Source organism: Streptomyces orinoci, assembly GCF_003121295.1.
GTDB lineage: Bacteria > Actinomycetota > Actinomycetes > Streptomycetales > Streptomycetaceae > Streptomyces > Streptomyces orinoci.
Map to the genome: position 1 here is coordinate 1,252,293 of NZ_PHNC01000031.1, position 17,771 is coordinate 1,270,063.

15 protein-coding genes are annotated in these 17,771 nt (G+C 67.9%); 9 read left to right on the plus strand and 6 right to left on the minus strand.

Features of this window, described 5'->3' with window-relative positions; genetic code table 11:
- Nucleotides 1–8 precede the first annotated feature (8 nt).
- The 8 genes from CV755_RS28135 (at nt 9) to CV755_RS28170 (ending at nt 8,648) form a co-directional block, all read left to right on the plus strand.
- Nucleotides 9–1,064: an ABC transporter ATP-binding protein gene (locus CV755_RS28135; protein ID WP_109283056.1), complete on the plus strand. Its 1,056-nt coding sequence runs from the start codon at nt 9–11 to the stop codon at nt 1,062–1,064.
- Nucleotides 1,057–2,190 (plus strand): ABC transporter ATP-binding protein, encoded by a 1,134-nt coding sequence (locus CV755_RS28140; protein ID WP_109283057.1) that lies wholly within the window; start codon nt 1,057–1,059, stop codon nt 2,188–2,190. Before CV755_RS28135 ends, CV755_RS28140 begins: the two co-directional genes overlap by 8 nt.
- Before the next feature lie 220 nt (nt 2,191–2,410).
- Entirely contained in the window at nt 2,411–4,033 is a 1,623-nt protein-coding gene (locus tag CV755_RS28145; RefSeq protein ID WP_109283058.1) for a peptide ABC transporter substrate-binding protein, read from the plus strand.
- Nucleotides 4,030–4,953, plus strand: coding sequence for an ABC transporter permease (locus CV755_RS28150; RefSeq protein WP_109283059.1), 924 nt, complete (start codon nt 4,030–4,032; stop codon nt 4,951–4,953). The genes CV755_RS28145 and CV755_RS28150 overlap by 4 nt, the downstream gene beginning before the upstream one ends.
- On the plus strand, nt 4,946–5,911 hold the full coding sequence (locus CV755_RS28155) for an ABC transporter permease (RefSeq protein WP_109283060.1): 966 nt from the start codon (nt 4,946–4,948) through the stop codon (nt 5,909–5,911). Before CV755_RS28150 ends, CV755_RS28155 begins: the two co-directional genes overlap by 8 nt.
- Nucleotides 5,912–5,922: 11 nt before the next feature.
- The gene (locus CV755_RS28160; protein ID WP_109283061.1) at nt 5,923–6,912 is read left to right on the plus strand and encodes an ABC transporter ATP-binding protein; all 990 of its coding nucleotides are present in this window, start codon (nt 5,923–5,925) and stop codon (nt 6,910–6,912) included.
- Nucleotides 6,902–7,951 carry an ABC transporter ATP-binding protein gene (locus CV755_RS28165; RefSeq protein WP_109283062.1) on the plus strand — a complete coding sequence of 350 codons (1,050 nt, stop codon included), beginning with the start codon at nt 6,902–6,904 and terminating at the stop codon, nt 7,949–7,951. Before CV755_RS28160 ends, CV755_RS28165 begins: the two co-directional genes overlap by 11 nt.
- A gap of 88 nt (nt 7,952–8,039) precedes the next feature.
- Nucleotides 8,040–8,648, plus strand: a complete 609-nt coding sequence (locus CV755_RS28170; protein ID WP_153068759.1) for a hypothetical protein — start codon at nt 8,040–8,042, stop codon at nt 8,646–8,648.
- A 199-nt stretch (nt 8,649–8,847) separates the two neighbouring features.
- Here CV755_RS28170 and CV755_RS28175 read toward each other — a convergent pair whose 3' ends face one another.
- From CV755_RS28175 to CV755_RS28200, 6 genes are all read right to left on the minus strand, one after another.
- A complete protein-coding gene (locus CV755_RS28175) occupies nt 8,848–9,897 on the minus strand; it encodes an ABC transporter ATP-binding protein (protein ID WP_109283064.1) in 1,050 nt (349 codons plus the stop codon).
- Nucleotides 9,898–9,907: 10 nt separating this feature from the next.
- The gene (locus CV755_RS28180) at nt 9,908–10,930 is read right to left on the minus strand and encodes an ABC transporter ATP-binding protein (protein ID WP_109283065.1); all 1,023 of its coding nucleotides are present in this window, start codon (nt 10,928–10,930) and stop codon (nt 9,908–9,910) included.
- Between the two features lie 96 nt (nt 10,931–11,026).
- Nucleotides 11,027–12,004, minus strand: coding sequence for an ABC transporter permease (locus CV755_RS28185; protein ID WP_109283066.1), 978 nt, complete (start codon nt 12,002–12,004; stop codon nt 11,027–11,029).
- 98 nt (nt 12,005–12,102) lie between these two features.
- Entirely contained in the window at nt 12,103–13,902 is a 1,800-nt protein-coding gene (locus CV755_RS28190; RefSeq protein ID WP_109283067.1) for an ABC transporter substrate-binding protein, read from the minus strand.
- Between the two features lie 66 nt (nt 13,903–13,968).
- Nucleotides 13,969–14,973, minus strand: coding sequence for an ABC transporter permease (locus CV755_RS28195; protein ID WP_109283068.1), 1,005 nt, complete (start codon nt 14,971–14,973; stop codon nt 13,969–13,971).
- Nucleotides 14,974–15,193: 220 nt separating this feature from the next.
- Complete coding sequence (locus CV755_RS28200; protein ID WP_109283069.1) at nt 15,194–17,311, minus strand: S9 family peptidase; 2,118 nt, start codon at nt 17,309–17,311, stop codon at nt 15,194–15,196.
- Nucleotides 17,312–17,543: 232 nt separating this feature from the next.
- On the opposite strand from CV755_RS28200, the gene CV755_RS28205 reads away from it, so the two are divergent.
- Entirely contained in the window at nt 17,544–17,738 is a 195-nt protein-coding gene (locus tag CV755_RS28205; RefSeq protein ID WP_109283070.1) for a hypothetical protein, read from the plus strand.
- Nucleotides 17,739–17,771: the final 33 nt, after the last annotated feature.

The window sequence follows — 17,771 nt, forward strand, 5'->3', positions numbered from 1 at the left end:
AGGCGTACGTGACCACCACCACCGAGAAAACCGCGAACGTCCCCGAGCAGTCGGGGGAGAAGAACGCGCCGCTGCTCGAAGTCCGCGATCTGCATGTGGAGTTCCACACCCGGGACGGCGTGGCCAAGGCCGTCAATGGCGTCAACTACTCCGTCAGCGCCGGCGAGACGCTCGCCGTGCTGGGTGAGTCCGGCTCCGGCAAGTCCGTGACCGCGCAGGCCATCATGGGCATCCTGGACATGCCTCCGGGGCGGATCCCCAAGGGCGAGATCCTCTTCCGCGGCCAGGACATGCTGAAGATGTCGGCGGACGAGCGCCGGAAGATCCGCGGCGCCAAGATCGCCATGATCTTCCAGGACGCCCTGTCCTCCCTCAACCCGGTGCTCTCCGTGGGCTATCAGCTCGGCGAGATGTTCCGGGTGCACCAGGGGATGTCCAAGAAGGACGCCAAGGCCAAGGCCATTGAGCTGATGGACCGAGTGCGCATCCCGGCCGCCAAGGAGCGGGTGAACGACTATCCGCACCAGTTCTCCGGCGGTATGCGCCAGCGCATCATGATCGCCATGGCGCTGGCCCTGGAGCCGGACCTGATCATCGCGGACGAGCCCACCACCGCCCTGGACGTCACCGTCCAGGCACAGGTGATGGACCTGCTCGCGGAGCTCCAGCGCGAGTTCAACATGGGTCTGATCCTGATCACCCATGACCTGGGTGTGGTGGCGGACGTCGCCGACAAGATCGCGGTGATGTACGCGGGCCGCATTGTGGAGACCGCGCCGGTGCACGAGCTCTACAAGCGCCCGGCCCACCCCTACACCAGGGGCCTGCTGGACTCCATCCCGCGCCTGGACCAGAAGGGCCAGGAGCTCTTCGCCATCAAGGGTCTGCCGCCCAACCTGCTGAACATTCCGGCCGGTTGTGCCTTCAGCCCTCGCTGCCCCAAGGTGCAGGACATCTGCCGTACCGAGGTCCCCGCGCTGCACGATGTGGCCGAGCAGGACGGTACGGCGATGCCGGGCCGGCGGAGCGCGTGCCACTTCTGGAAGGAGACGATCCATGGCTGAGACGGCCGACGTGAAAGAGCCGAACGTCTCCGACGTCAAGGTCAGCGACGCCAGCACCACCGCCGAGGTGGAGGCCGTGCTCGACGCCCCCGTGGAGCGCGGCGAGCCCATCCTCCAGGTCCGCAATCTGGTCAAGCACTTCCCGCTGACCCAGGGCATCCTGCTCAAGAAGCAGGTCGGCGCGGTCAAGGCGGTGGACGGGGTCTCCTTCGACCTCTACCAGGGCGAGACCCTGGGCATCGTCGGCGAGTCCGGCTGTGGCAAGTCCACCGTCGCCAAGCTGCTGATGACCCTGGAGACGGCCACCTCCGGCGAGGTCTTCTACAAGGGCCAGGACATCACCAAGCTGTCCGGGCGCGCCCTGAAGGCCGTCCGCCGCAATATCCAGATGGTCTTCCAGGACCCCTACACCTCGCTCAACCCCCGGATGACGGTGGGCGACATCATCGGCGAGCCCTTTGAGATCCACCCCGAGGTGGCTCCCAAGGGCGACCGCCGCAAGCGGGTCCAGGAACTGCTGGACGTGGTCGGCCTCAACCCGGAGTACATCAACCGCTACCCGCACCAGTTCTCCGGCGGTCAGCGCCAGCGCATCGGCATCGCCCGCGGCCTGGCGCTCAACCCGGAGATCATCATCTGTGACGAGCCGGTCTCCGCGCTGGACGTCTCGGTGCAGGCACAGGTCGTCAACCTGATGGAGCGGCTGCAGGACGAGTTCAACCTCTCCTACATCTTCATCGCCCACGACCTGTCCATCGTCCGGCACATCTCCGACCGGGTCGGGGTGATGTACCTGGGCAAGATGGCGGAGATCGGTACCGACGTACAGATCTACGACCACCCCACCCACCCCTACACCCAGGCACTCCTGTCCGCCGTCCCGGTCCCCGACCCGGAGGCGCGGGAGGGCCGGGAGCGGATCATCCTCACCGGTGACGTCCCCTCCCCGGCGAACCCGCCGTCCGGCTGCCGCTTCCGCACCCGCTGCTGGAAGGCGCAGGACAAGTGCGCCGAGGAGGTGCCGCTGCTGGCGGTGCCGGAGGTGTTCGCGGGCAAGCAGACGCCTGCGGCGCATGAGTCGGCCTGCCACTTCGCGGAGGAGAAGGACGTGGTGCACGCGGCCTAGCCGCGTTCTCTGCCGATCAGGGGCGCCCGGACCATACGGTCCGGGCGCCCCTTTGCCTTGCCGGGACGGTCGGGAGCGCCCCCGGTCCCTCGTACGGGCGGTTTGGCCGCCCCGACCCGCGCGGACAGTCGTTATGAAAGTGCGCAGAGCCGCTGAACCGCTGATATTTGGCTCTACGCGGGACATGGGCAGCAGATGGACAGCTTTGAGGAGGCACTCCATGCGGGGAGGCAGGCGCGCCAGGGCCATGGTGGCTCTGGGCGGCCTTGTGTTCGCCATGGCCGCGGCGGGGTGTGGCGGGGGCGGCGGAGTGCCGGCGGGGTGGGTGCGGGCCTCCTGGGGGGATCCGCAGAATCCGCTGGAGCCGGCCAACACCAATGAGGTGCAGGGGGGCAAGGTGCTGGACATGATCTTCCGGGGGCTGAAGCGCTATGACCCGCGCACCGGAGCGGCCGTGAATATGCTGGCCGAACGGATCGGGACGCGGGACTCGCAGAACTTCACCATCACCGTCAAGAGCGGCTGGACCTTCAGCAATGGGGAGAAGGTCACCGCCAAGTCCTTTGTGGACGCCTGGAATTACGGGGCGCTGCTCGACAACAAGCAGAAGAACGCCTCCTTCTTCGAGTACATCGACGGCTATGAGAAGGTGCATCCGGCCGCGGGGGCGGCCAGTGCCCGGACGCTGGCCGGGCTGGTGGTGAAGGATGAACGGACCTTCACCGTGCGGCTGCGTACCAAGTTCTCCACCTGGCCCGACACTCTGGGCTATACCGCCTATGCCCCGCTGCCCAGGGCCTTCTTCGACGATCACCGGGCCTGGCTGAAGAAGCCGGTGGGCAATGGGCCGTACACCATTGACTCCTATACCCGGGGTTCGGCGATGCGGCTTTCGCGGTGGGACGGTTACCGCGGGCCGGACCGGGCCGCCAACAAGGGAGTGGAGCTGCGGGTCTACACGGACAACAACACCGCCTACACCGACCTCCAGGCGGGCAATCTGGATCTCGTGGACGACATTCCCAGCACCCAGCTGAAGAATGTGACCAAGGACCTGGACGGCCGGTACATCAACCAGCCGGCCGGGATCATCCAGACCCTGGACTTCCCGATGTACCGGGCGGAGTGGAACAGGCCGGGGATGGAGAAGGTCCGCAAGGGCCTTTCCATGGCCATCAACCGGGAGCAGATCACCACCCAGATCTACCGCCGCACCCGTACCCCGGCCACCGACTGGACCTCTCCGGTCCTGGGGGAGAAGGGCGGTTACCGGGCCGGGCTCTGCCAGGACGCCTGCACCTATGACCCCGGGCGGGCCAGGCGGCTGATCGAGGAGGGCGGCGGGCTGCCCGGCGGGCGGGTGACCATCTCCTCCAATGTGGACAACGGTTCACACCGGCTCTGGATGGATGCCGTCTGCAACAGCATCAACAACGCACTGGGCAACGACCGTTCGTGCACCGTCAACCCCATCGGCACCTTCGCGGACTTCCGCAACCAGCTCTCCGACGAGCGGCTGGACGATATGTTCCGCTCCGGCTGGCAGATGGACTATCCGCTGATCCAGAACTTCCTTCAGCCGCTCTACTACACCGATGCCTCCTCCAACTACGGGAAGTTCAGCGATCCGGCCTTCGACCGGCTCATCGACGCGGCCAACTCCCGGACCAGCACCGCCGGGGCCATCGCCGAGTTCCAGGAGGCGGAGACGGTCCTCGCCCGGCAGATGCCCGCCATTCCGCTGTGGTACCAGAACGGCAGTGCCGGGTACTCGGAAAAGCTCTCCGGAGTGATGCTCAATCCCTTCAGCGTCCCGGTCTATGAGCGGATCACGGTCAAATGAGCCGCTATGTGGCCCGCCGGCTGCTCCAGATGATCCCGGTGTTCATCGGGAGCACCTTCCTGATCTTCTTCATGGTCTATGCCCTGGGCGATCCGGTGGCCGCCCTCTTCGGCGACAAGGCCCCCGACCCGGCCACCGCGGCCCGTATCCGCCAGGACCTCTATCTCGACCAGCCGCTGTGGAAGCAGTATCTGCACTACATGGGGCAGGTGTTCGCCGGGAATTTCGGCACCGCCTTTAACGGCCAGCCGGTCACCGAACTGATGGGCAGCGCCTTCCCGGTGACCCTTCGGCTGACCATTGTCGCGATTGTCTTCGAGGTCGTCATCGGCATCGCCCTGGGGGTGCTCAGCGGACTGCGCCGCGGGCGCCCGGTGGACACCACGGTGCTGCTGCTGACCCTGGTGGTGGTCTCGGTGCCCACCTTTGTCAGCGGCTATGTGCTGCAGTATCTGATCGGGGTGAAGTGGCGGCTGGCCTCGCCCTCGGTCTCACCGGAGGCCACCTTCGGGGAACTGCTGCTGCCCGGCGTGGTGTTGGCGCTCACCTCGCTGGCCTATGTCACCCGGCTCACCAGGACCTCGCTGGCCGAGAATGCCCGCGCCGACTATCTGCGCACCGCGCTGGCCAAGGGGCTGCCGCGCCACCGCATTGTGCTGCGGCACCTGCTGCGCAATTCCCTGATCCCGGTGGTGACCTTTATCGGCGCCGATATCGGGGCGCTGATGGGCGGGGCCATCGTCACCGAGCGGATCTTCAATATCCGGGGAGTGGGCTTCCAGCTCTACCAGGGCATCCTGCGGCAGAACTCGCCCACCGTGGTCGGCTTTGTCACCATCCTGGTCATTGTCTTTCTGCTGGCCAATCTGCTGGTCGATCTGCTCTATGCCGTGCTCGACCCGAGGATCCGCTATGCCTGAGCCCGAGCAGCGGGAAGTGATCGGTTCCGGCTCGGGAGGCGCCATGAGCATGGCCTCCGGGGAGGCGGAGTCCCTGAAGGGAGGTCCGCTGCCGGGCAGCGCGGACAGCGGCAAGGCGCGCAGCCTGTGGTCCGACGCCTGGCATGACCTGAGGCGCAACCCGGTCTTTGTGGTCTCCGCCCTGGTGATCGTCTTCCTGGTGCTGATCGCCGTATGGCCCTCGCTGATCGCCTCCGGCAACCCGCTCCAGTGCGACCTGGCCAGGGCACAGGACGGCCCTCGGCCGGGCCATCCTTTTGGCTTCGACGCCCAGGGCTGCGATGTCTACACCCGGACCGTGTACGGGGCACGGGCCTCCATCACCGTAGGGGTGTGCGCCACCACCGGGGCCGCGCTGCTGGGCAGTGTGCTGGGCGGGCTGGCCGGGTACTACGGGGGCTGGTGGGACGGTCTGCTGTCCCGGCTGGCCGATGTCTTCTTCGGCATCCCCATCATCCTGGGCGGACTGGTCTTCCTCTCCGTGGTGACCGGCGCCTCCATCTGGCCGGTGGTGGGCTTTATCGTGCTGCTGGGCTGGCCGCAGATCGCCCGGATCGCCCGGAGCGCGGTGGTCACCGCCAAACAGCACGACTACGTCCAGGCGGCGCGGGCGCTGGGGGCCGGTGACGCCCGGATGCTGCTGCGGCATATCGCCCCCAATGCGGTGGCGCCGGTGATCGTGGTGGCCACCATCGCCCTGGGCACCTATATCGCCCTGGAGGCCACCCTCTCCTTCATCGGCGTGGGGCTGCGGCCGCCCACCGTCTCCTGGGGCATCGACATCTCCAATGCCTCCACACTGATCCGCAACTCCCCGCACATGCTGCTGTGGCCGGCCGGGGCGCTGAGCCTGACGGTGTTGGCGTTCATCATGCTCGGCGACGCGGTGCGCGACGCCCTGGACCCCAAGTTGCGCTGAGAGAAGAGCAGATGGAGAACACCGCACTGCTGGAGGTACGCGATCTGCGGGTGGAGTTCCGCACCCGGGAGGGCGTGGCCAAGGCCGTCAATGGCGTCAGCTGCACCGTGCACGCGGGGCAGACCCTGGCCGTGCTGGGGGAGTCCGGCTCCGGCAAGTCGGTGACCGCGCAGGCGGTGATGGGCATCCTGGACTCGCCGCCCGGCTTTGTCACCGGCGGGCAGGTGCTCTTCCAGGGCCGGGACCTGCTCACCATGGGCGAGGAACAGCGGCGCCGACTGCGCGGCGCCAAGCTCGCCATGATCTTCCAGGACGCGCTTTCCGCGCTCAACCCGGTGATGACGGTGGGTGCCCAGCTGGCCGAGATGTACCAGGTCCACCGGGGGATGTCCGGTAAGGAGGCCCGGGCCCGGGCGGTCCAGCTGATGGACCGGGTGCGCATCCCCGCCGCCAAGGAGCGGGTGAACGACTATCCGCACCAGTTCTCCGGCGGTATGCGCCAGCGCATCATGATCGCCATGGCGCTGGCCCTGGAGCCGGATCTCATCATCGCGGACGAGCCGACGACCGCCCTGGACGTCACCGTCCAGGCCCAAGTCATGGATCTGCTTGCGGAGTTGCGGCGCGAGTTCAATATGGGGCTGATCCTGATCACCCATGATCTGGGTGTGGTGGCGGATGTGGCCGACAGGATCGCGGTGATGTACGCGGGCCGCATTGTGGAGACCGCGCCGGTGCACCAGCTGTACGAGGCGCCCGCCCACCCTTACACCCGGGGGCTGCTGGACTCCATCCCGCGCCTGGACCGCAAGGGCCAACGGCTCCATGCCATCAAGGGGTTGCCGCCCAGCCTCACCGCCATCCCGCCCGGCTGCCCCTTCAACCCCCGCTGCCCCCGGGCCCAGGACATCTGCCGCACCGACCGGCCGCCGCTGTTCCCGGTGGCTGCCGGGCGGACCAGTGCCTGCCACTTCTGGAAGGACACCCTCGATGCGCGCTGACGGCGAGGCGATCGGTGAGGCGATCCTTGAAGTGCGGGATCTGGTCAAGCACTTCCCGCTGACCCGGGGGGTGCTGTTCAAAAAGCAGGTGGGCGCCGTGCGGGCCGTTGACGGGATCTCCTTCGACCTGCGGCGCGGTGAGACGCTGGGCATTGTAGGGGAGTCCGGCTGCGGCAAGTCCACCATCGCCAGACTGCTGGTGAACCTGGAACGGCCCACCGCCGGACGGATCCGCTACCGCGGCCAGGACATCGGCAAGCTGTCCGGGGGCGCGCTGAAGGCCGTCCGCCGCAATATCCAGATGGTGTTCCAGGACCCTTACACCTCGCTCAACCCCCGGATGACGGTGGGCGACATCATCGGGGAACCCTTTGACATCCACCCCGAGGTGGCTCCCAAGGGCGACCGCCGCAGGCGGGTGCGGGAGCTGCTGGACGTGGTCGGCCTCAGCCCCGAACACATCAACCGCTACCCGCATCAGTTCTCCGGCGGTCAGCGCCAACGCATCGGCATTGCAAGGGGGTTGGCGCTGCGGCCGGAGGTGATCGTGGCCGATGAACCGGTCTCGGCGCTGGATGTGTCCGTGCAGGCGCAGGTCGTCAATCTGCTGGAGCGGCTGCAGGAGGAATTCGACCTGGCCTATGTCTTTATCGCCCACGATCTGTCCGTGGTACGGCATATCAGTGACCGGGTGGCGGTGATGTATCTGGGCCGGGTGGTGGAGATGGGTACGGACGCGGAGATCTATGAGCACCCCACGCACCCTTATACACAAGCGTTGTTGTCGGCCGTCCCGGTGCCGGATCCGGCGGCGCGGCAGCGGCGGGAGCGGATTCTGCTGACGGGCGATGTGCCGTCACCGGCAAATCCCCCTTCGGGGTGCCGGTTTCGCACGCGGTGCTGGAAGGCGCGGCCGAAGTGTGCGGAGGTTCAGCCGCTGTTGGAGGTCCCGTCATGGCTGGAGGAGGCGGGCGGGCCCGCGGCGCATCCTTCGGCTTGCCATTTTGCGGAGGAGCGGGGGGTGGTGGCCGGGGCTTGATCGAGTCGGGTCTTGATCGAGTGGGGTGTTGCATCTCCGTGATGTACAGGGCCTGTTACCCCCATCGGGTGGCCCGTACCGTACAGAGGTGGACACGGGTCGGTTGGGCAGCGAATCGGTGCGAGTGCCTCAGGGGCAGCGCGGCAGGTATGTGTTCGCCGGGGTCGGCGCGGTGCTGCTGGCGTTGGTCTGCCTGGGGTGGGCGGTGGACAGTGCGCGCCGCGTGGGGACCGGGGAGTATCTCAAGTTCGCCTTTGACGGCAGCTGGGGGTTCTACGCGCGCTACGGGGGCCAGGGGATGGACACGTACCACCTCTATATGGGGGTGGCGCTCGCTGTCTTCGGTGCTTTGGCGCTGGCCGGGAGGCGGGTGGCCCGGGGCGGGCTGATGGCGCTCTCGTTGTTTATGGCGCTGCAGTCGGTGCGGGCGTTGATCGCCTTCCATGACGAGCGGTACCGGATGCTGTTCGGGCATGGGGGTGACCGGTGGACGTACAACGTCCTGACGGAGGGGGCGAGTGTGGTGGTGGGGGTGCTGATCCTGCTGGTGCTCGCCGTTGTCTCTCCGGGTGGGCGGTACGTTCCGCCGCCTCCTGCTTATGGGCCGGGGTATGCGCCGCCGGTTGATGCGCGGCCGGTTGATATGCGGCCGGCGCCGGGGTATCCGCCGATGCCGCCGCAGCCGCCGGGGAGTTGAGTGCCACTGCCCCTGGGGCGCCCCCGGTGAGGGTTCGGCGTCTGCCGGGGTTTCCTGTGTGTTGGCCGCGGGCCGTCGGTGGCTGGTCGCGCAGTTCCCCGCGCCCCTGAGGGGGTTGCTCCCGGCTTTCGGCTGCGGGCCGTCCGTGGCTGGTCGCGCCCACGTGGCGGAGCCGCATGACGTAACCGCCCCGCGCCCCCTACGGGGCGCCGTCGCCGGAGAGGGCTGGGTCGAGGACTACTTCCGTGTCGCGTTCGACCGTCGGCGGCTCCGGGAAGTGGCAGGCGGAGAGGTGCCCTTCGCGGCTGCCCTCGGCGCGTAGCAGCGGCGGTTCCTGGGTGGCGCACAGGTCGCGGGCCTTCCAGCAGCGGGTGCGGAAGCGGCAGCCGGAGGGCGGGTGGATGGGGGAGGGGACATCGCCGGCCAGGCGGATGCGTTCGCGGACGGGGGCATCGACATCGGTGGCCTCGGGGACCGCGGAGAGCAGGGCGTGGGTGTAGGGGTGGCGGGGGTGGCGGTAGATGTCCTCGCGGTTGCCCAGTTCCACGATCTTGCCGAGATACATCACCGCGACGCGCTGCGAGAAGTGGCGGACCACGGCCAGGTCATGGGCGATGAAGAGGAAGGCGATGTTCAGGTCACGCTGCAAGCGCTGGAGCAGATTGACCACTTGGGCCTGGATGGAGACGTCCAGGGCGGAGACCGGCTCGTCGGCGACGATCACCTTGGGTTCCAGGGCCAGTGCCCGGGCCACCCCGATCCGCTGGCGCTGGCCGCCGGAGAACTCATGCGGGAAGCGGTTGTAGTGCTCGGGGTTGAGGCCCACGGTTTCCAGGAGTTCCCGGACACGGGCCTCGCGGCCGCCCGGCGGGTTGATGCCGTTGATCTCCATGGGGCCGGAGATGATGCGGCCCACGGTCTGCCGGGGGTTGAGCGAGGAGTACGGGTCCTGGAAGATCATCTGGATCTGGGAGCGGATGGGGGCCAGCTGCCGGCGGTCGGCATGGCTGATGTCCTGGCCCTGGTAGAGGATGCGGCCCCCGGTGGGCTCCAGCAGCCGGGTGAGCAGCCGGCCGGTGGTGGACTTCCCGCAGCCCGACTCGCCGACCAGGCCGAAGCTCTCGCCCTCCGCGATGGCCAGGTCGATGCCGTCCACGGCCTGTACCGCGCCGACCGTGCGTTTGACGGGGAAACCGCCCCGGATGGGGAAGTGCTTGGTCAGCCCCTCGGCGACCAGGATGTCGGTCATGGGTGCTCCCTCAGCCCAGTCGGGGCTTGATCTGCTCGGCGAAGATGGTGCGTTGCTGCTCGGGGGTGAGATGGCAGGCCGCGCCGCGCCCCTCGGGCAGCCCCGGGCGTTCGGTGCGGCAGCGGTCGCCGCCCACCGTCTCCGGGTAGCCGCAGCGCGGGTGGAAGGGACAGCCGGGGGGCGGGGCGAGCAGGCTGGGCGGGGCGCCCGGGATGGGGTTCAGCGGCTCGGCGACATCGGAGTTCAGCCGGGGCATGGAGCCCAGCAGCCCCCAGGTGTAGGGGTGTTGGGGCGAGCGCAGCACCTCGCGCACCGGGCCGCGTTCCACCGCCCGGCCCGCGTACATCACCAGCAGATCGTCCACTGTGTTGGCCACCACTCCGAGATCGTGGGTGATCAGGATGATCGCCGAACCGGTCTGCTGCTGGAGCTCCTTGAGCAGATCCAGGATCTGCGCCTGGACGGTGACATCCAGGGCGGTGGTCGGCTCGTCGGCGATCAGCAGCTCGGGGTCGCAGACCAGGGCCATGGCGATCATTGCGCGCTGGCGCATACCGCCGGAGAACTGGTGCGGGTAATCGTCCACCCGTAGCGCCGGGTTGGGGATGCCGACCTTTTCCAGCATCTCGATGGCCCGTAACCGGGCGTCCCGCCGGGAGGCGCCGGTGTGTTTGCGGAAGGGCTCGGCGATCTGGCGGCCCACCGTGTAGTACGGGGAGAGGGCGGTCAGCGAGTCCTGGAAGATCATTGCCATTTTGTGGCCGCGCAGCTTCTCCAGGGTGGATTCCGCGGCTCCGGTCAACTCCTGGCCGTCCAGCAGGATTTCACCGCGTACCTCGGTGCTGCGTGGATCGTGCAGTCCCAGCACGGTGAGGTTGGTGACCGACTTCCCGGAGCCGGATTCGCCGACGATGCCCAGCGTACGGCCGCGTTCCAGGTCGAAGGAGAGTCCGTCCACGGCCTTGACGATGCCGTCCTCGGTGCGGAAGCGCACATGGAGGTCGCGTACGGAGAGAAAGACGTCGGGGGTCACGGCTGTTGGGCTCCTCCGGGCTCGCCCGGCGCGGCGGGCGTTCGATGGCCATGGGGACGGGGCCAAGGGGGACGGGGGGAAAGGCGGCCGGCCCGGTCAGGCCAGCCGTACCCGGGGATCGATAAACGCATAGGCCGCGTCCACCACGATATTGGCGAGGACAATGGCGGTGCAGCCCACCAGCATTACGGCCATCAGGGTCGGCAGATCGGTCTGGTTGACCGAGTCCACCGCCAGCCGCCCCAGGCCGTGCAGGCTAAAGGTGAACTCGGTGATGATGGCGCCGCCGAACAGCGAGCCCAGGTCGATGCCGAAGATGGTGACAATGGGCGCCAGCGCTCCCCGCCAGGCATAGCGGAAGAAGACCGTACGCCCGCTGAGGCCCTTGGCGCGGGCGGTGCGCACATGGTCCTCGGAGAGCTGCTCGATCATCTGGGAGCGGGTCATCCGGCTGTAGTTGGCGATAAAGATGATGGAGAGCACCAGCCAGGGGATGAGCAGCCCGGTGAACCATTTCCAGGGATTGTCGGTGAAGGGGTAATAGGCGGGGTTGTCGGCCCACTTGAGCTTGGTGACCAGCACGGCCAGCGCGATCACGCCCACAAAGTAGATCTGCAGCGAGTTGCCGATCAGCGACAGCGAGCTGAAGAACTTGTCCAGCCAGGTGCCCCGGTAGGCGGCGGCGATCATTCCAATGCCCACACCCACGGTGAGGAAGACCACCGCGCTGCCGATGGTCAGGGAGAGGGTGGTGGGGAAGCGGTCGGTGATGGTGCCCCAGACCGGCTGCTGGTTGGAGAAGGAGTAGCCGAAGCAGGGGGCAGGGCAGTGGCCGACCGAGAGGTCGCGTCCGGCGAAGATGCCCACCATGTAGTGCCAGTACTGGACGGGGACCGGCCAGTCCAGGCCCAGGTTTTTATGGATGACGGCCAGGGCGTCGGGGGTGCAGTTCTTGCCGCAGGACATCCGGGCCGGGTCGGAGGGCAGCGCAAAGAACAGGAAGAAGGTGATGGCGCTGATCAGCAGGATGATGACCAGCGCGCCCAGGGTGCGGCGGAGCAGGAATCTCAGCATGGCGGCGCGGCCTTAGGCGGTAGGCGGGCGGCCGGGACGGACTGCGGTCCCGGCCGCGGGACGTGAGGTGAAGGGGCGGTCTACTGCACAGACACCGTCTACTTCACAAACACCGAGGTGGGGTCGGCATAGCCGTACACCGGGTGGTATTTGACGCCGCCCAGGCCCGAACCCCACAGGGCGAACTGGAGGTTGGCGTAGGTGGGTACGGCCGGGACGTCATCGGTGAGGATTTTGTCGGCCAGCTTCATCCATTCCGGGGCCGCCTTCTTCACATCCGGGATGGCGCTGATCCGGTCGATCTCGGAGTTCACCGAGGAGTCGTTGAGGTGGGCGTAGTTGGAGGCGCCGTCGGAGATGGTCCGGCCGTCGTAGAGCGGTTCGATGACGGTGGAGGCCACCGGCCAGTCCGCGCCCCAGCCGGTGCGGTAGATGTCGAACTTGTTCTTGGCCTCGCCGATGGAGTTCTCCCAGACGTTGGAGTCGATCTCCTTTTTCTGGACCTTGAAGCCGGCCCGCTCCAGGGCCTGGGTGATCACCACCGAGACCTTCTGCTGGACATCGGTGTTGGCATAGGCGTAGACGATCTCCTGGCCCTCCTTGCCGGCCTCCTTCAGCAGGGCCCTGGCCTTCTCCGGGTCGCCATTGGGCTTGGCCTTTTTGCCGAAGGGGTCGCTGGGCTGGTAGCCGTCAACGGAGGGGGAGAGCAGATTGGTGGCCAGCTGCCCGGCGGTGGCCCCGCCGATCTGCTGGATGATCTGGCCGCTGGGCATGGCATAGGCCAGTGCCTTGCGGACCCGGATGTCCTTGAGCCGGTCCATATTGAAGTTGATGACGTCCAGATAGGGCTGGAGCTCGATAAAGCGGCGGGACTTGGTGGAGGAGTCGTTGAGCACCTTTTCCACCATTTCCGGGGCCACCGCGTTGGTCCAGGACATGCCGTTCTTGTCCGCTCCCTGGTCGGCCAGCAGCCGCCGGGTGGAGTCGGTGAACTGGTGGCCGAAGCTGATCTCGAACTTGTCCACGAACTGGTTGCGCAGCGGGTCGGTCCTGGGGTCCCAGTTCTCATTGCGGACAAAGGTGAGGGACTTGCCCACCTTGTAGTCGCCGACCTTGTAAGGCCCGTCCGCGAAGGGCGCGTTGTCGTACTTCTGCTTGGTGTCCTTGTCCGCCTTGATGGCCCCGACATTGGGCATGGCGGTGGCGAACGGGGCGTCCGCGTGCGGCTTCTGGAAGTGGAAGATGACGGTTTTGTCGTCCGGGGTGTCCAGCACCGAGGACGGCAGGTGCTTGCCGTTGTAAGGGCCGTCCGGGAGCGCCTTGCGGTAGCTGGTGCCCTCACCGGAGAGCCACTGCTGGATGTACTGGGGGCCGTCGGTCTCGAAGGAGGCGTAGAGCCGCTCAATGCCCCAGCGGACGTCCTGGGCGGTGATCGGCGAGCCGTCCTGCCACTTCAGCCCGTCCTTGAGGGTGAACTTCCAGGTCTTGCCGCCGTCGGAGGAGGTGCCGGTGTCGGTGGCCAGGTCGCCGACCACCTTGACATGCCCCTTCTCGTCGATCTTGTAGCCGGTGAGTGAGCGGTTGTAGAGCAGCTGGTTGATCAGCATGTCGCCGTAGTAGATCTGCCCCGGGTCCAGGTGGTGGAAGGCGTCACGCTGCAGCACGGTGACCGTGCCGCCCTTCTTGGCGCCGGCCGGCTGGGGGGCCGGGCCGGTGGAGTCGTCCTTGTTGCCCAGCGAGTAGTTGGAGGAGACATTCTTGTCCTCGCCCGGCCCCGCGCTCTGTTTGCCGCCGCCGCCTCCGCCCCCGCCGCTGCTGCACGCGGAGAGCACCAGGGCTCCGGCCGCCAGTGCGACGGCCGTGTACCGGGCCCTTCTCCGGTTGACTGACCTGCTCATGAATTCTGCACCTGCCTGCCTGTGGAAGGGACGGACGGTCAATAAGGCGTGCGGCTTACCGGCCGACTAGCGTTTGGTGCGCGGGTCGAAAGCGTCCCGGACGGAGTCCCCGAGCAGATTGAAGGCGACCACGAAGACGATCATCGCCAGCCCGGGGAAGAAGATGTAAGTGATGTCGCTCTCGTAGTACTTGGCGCCATTGGCGAACATCCGGCCCCAGTCGGGGGTGGGTTCCACAATGCCGACGCCGATGAAGGAGAGCCCGGCCTCGGCGGTCACCAGGGCGGGCAGCATCAGGGTGGTCTGCACCAGAATGGGCGTCCAGAGATTGGGCAGCAGCTCCTTGGTGATGATGCGCCAGGGCGAGGCTCCGGTGACCCGGGCCGCCTCCACGAACTCCCTTTCCCGCAGGCTGAGTACCTGGCCGCGGAGGAGGCGGGCGATGCCCATCCAGCCCAGTACCCACAGCACCAGGATCAGGGTGATGACCCTGAGATAGGTGGGGGTCTCCTTCTCCGGGCTGACGAACATCGAGTAGACGACCGGGGTGAAGGCCACAAAGGACAGCTGCTGGGGAAAGGCCAGCAGCAGGTCGATGAACCGGCCCAGGAAGTAGTCGGTACGGCCGCCCAGATAGCCGGCCGTCACCCCGATCAGCACTCCGGTGACCACACAGAGCAGGGTGGCGATGGCCGCGATCAGCAGCGAGGTGCGGATGCCGTACACCAGCTGGGTCAGCACATCCCGGCCCAGGGTGGGCTCCAGGCCGAACCAGAAGCGGCCGGAGATACCGCCGTTGGGCGCCACCGGATAGCCGAACTGGTTCAACAGGCCGTTGTCGTCGAGGCCATAGGTCTCGGTGGGGTTCTTGCCATAGAGCTTGGAGATCAGCGGTGCGGCGATGGCCACCAGGAAGAAGAAGACGACGATGACGGCGGAGACCACGCCGGCTCGGTCGCGTTTGAAGCGCCGCCACATCAACTGGCCGGGGGAGCGGCCGACCAGGTCGGCCGTGGGCACCACCGGCTCCATATCGGTGGCCACCACGGGGCTCTGGGCAGGACTCGTCATCGGCGCACATCCTCCGCCACGTCGGCTGGTAAACCTCGCGTGTGACTTCGAACACCTTGAGTTGAGCGGACTCTGGCAATGGAGATATGGCGCAGTCAAGGGGGTTGCAGCGGACGATGCGCGGCTCCGCCGCATCTTGAGCGAAGGTTGTGCAGATCGAGGTGGCGGCGTGCTTGACACTCCGTCAAGTACGCCGCCGGTCCGTTCAGTTCAAGGAGTGCTACATGCCCAGGCTCCGCTTGAGGAAGTCCACTTGGAGCAGCAGCAGATTTTCCGCCACCTGTTCCTGCGGGGTCATATGCGTCACCCCGGACAGCGGCAGCACCTCATGCGGGCGGCCCGCGGCCAGCAGCGCGGAGGACAGCCGCAGGGTGTGCGCGGCCACCACATTGTCGTCCGCCAGGCCGTGGATCAGCATCATCGGCCGGTGCGGTGCGGCGGCGTCGGCCAACTCGCCATCGGTTACGAGTGAGTTGCGGCGGTAGACGGCGGGCTGCTGGTCCGGCAGGCCCAGATAGCGCTCGGTGTAGTGGGTGTCATAGAGCAGCCAGTCGGTGACCGGTGCGCCCACCACGGCCGCGTGGAAGACATCCGGGCGGCGCAGCGCCGCCAGCGCGGCCAGATAACCGCCGTAGGACCAGCCGCGGATGGCCACCTTGGTGAGGTCCAGCGGGTACTCCCCGGCCAGTGCCCGCAGCGCCGCCACCTGGTCCTCCAGGGTGGCTCCGGCGAAGTCCCCGGCGATGGCCTTCTCCCAGTCGGGAGAGGTGTGCGGGGTGCCCCGGCCGTCCGCCACGATCACCGCGAAGCCCTGGTCGGCGAACCACTGGGAGGTGAGGTGGGCGTTGTTGGCGGCCACCACCCGGGCGCCGTGCGGGCCCCCGTAGGGGTCCATCAGGACCGGCAGCGGGCCGTCGCCCTCCCGGTGGCCGGCGGGCAGCAGTACGGCGCACGGGATGCGCCGGGCGCCGGCCAGGGTGAGCCGGGGGCGCGCGGTGAGCAGGGGTGTCTCGGCGTAGGAGGCCACCGTGGCGATGCGCTTGCCCTCCCGCAGTACCGCCACCCGGGTGCCGGGGCGGTCGGGGGCGGCGGAGACCAGGACCGTCAGGTCGCCGCCACGGACGGCGTAGTGACGGCCCGGGGTGTCCGAAATCCGGTGCACGCCCTGGGAGTTGACCAGGTGGACATGGACCTCCCCGGTCTCCGGTCGGTCCGCTGCGGGGCCCGCCGAGGCCAGCACCAGCAGATCGTCCTCGCCGATGTCCAGTACCTCCTTCAGGTGCAACTCCGGTCCGGTCAGCGCCCGTTCACCGACCAGCAGCCGGCGGGCGCCGTCGGTGTCGGTGATGCGCACCAGCTCCCCGTCCGGGGTCCGGGCGGGCACCCCGGGGAACAGGTCCAGCCAGACCGGGTCCCGCTCGGTGAGCAGCGCCCGGGTGGCGCCGGTGGCGGTGTCCACCTCCAGATATGCCTGGGAGCGCTGGTCACGGGCCTGCACCAGGAGCAGCGGGCGGCCGCCCTCGGACCAGTGCACCCGGGCCAGGTAGGGGAAGCGCTCCCGGTCCCAGGTGATCTCGGTGCGGGAGCCGTCCAGGCCCAGCAGGGCCAGGGTGACCTCGGCGTTGGCGGTGCCGGCCGCCGGGTAGGCGACCTCGGCGGGGGCGGCGGCGGGGTTGGCCGGGTCGCTGATCCACCAGCGGGCGACCGGGGATTCGTCCACTCGGGCGGCAAGCAGGGCATCACTTTCGGGTGACCACCAAAAGCCGCGCGAACGGTCCATTTCCTCGGCGGCGATGAACTCCGCCAGTCCCCAGGTGACGCCCTCGCCCTCCGGCGCCGCCAGCACCCGGTCGGTGGCGCCGTCCGCCGTCACCACCCGCAGCGCACCCTCGGCGACATAGGCCACATGACGTCCGTCCGGGGCGGGCCGGGGGTCAACCACCGGGCCGGGTACGGGCAGTTGACGGGTGGTGCCGGCGCGCAGCTCGGCCACGAAGAGCCTGCCGGAGAGGGCGAAGGCGGCCAACTCCACGGCCGCGTCCACCGCATAGCCCACGATGCCTGCCGAGCCCTCCCGGCTGCGCTCGCGCCGGACGCGCTCCTCGGCGGACAGCTCCTCCTCCGCCCCGGCCAGCAGGGCGACCGGGTCAGCGGCGGTCAACTCCCGTCCCTCGTAAGGGTCCAGAACCCAGAGCAGATAGGTCCGGTCGGTGCCGGAGCGGGACCGCAGGAAGACAACGCGCTCGCCGTCCGGCGACACGGTGAAGGCGCGCGGGGCGCCCAGCGTAAAGCGCTGGGTACGGGCGTACTGGCGGGGAAACGAGAGCTCTTCGGTCATGGCGGGGAGCCTACGGCCGACGTCCGTCCGGGCGATGGCATGCGTTCGTGCGCCCCGTATTCGCTCCTGTGCACCGAGTCAAGACCGCACGCGGAAAGTTATGATCGCTCACGCACAGTGGGTAAGAAATTCCCGCGGCATGCGCACGCCGGATCTCCGGTGCGCGCTTGCTGCGCTTTGCCGTTTGCGTCGTTTGTCGTTCGTTGGACCACGTACCTGGAGGTGAACCGCTGTGGCACTCTCGATTTCGGCGGTGGTGCTGCTGGCGATCATCGTCTTCCTGCTGGTCCGGAAATCAGGGCTGAAGGCGGGCCACGCCGCGATCTGCATGCTGCTGGGCTTCTATCTGGCCAGCTCCTCGATCGCGCCGACCCTCCACCAGCTGACCACGAACGTGAGCAGCATGATCAGCAACATCAGGTTCTGACCGCCTTGCCCGCCGTCCGGGGCCGGCAGCCGC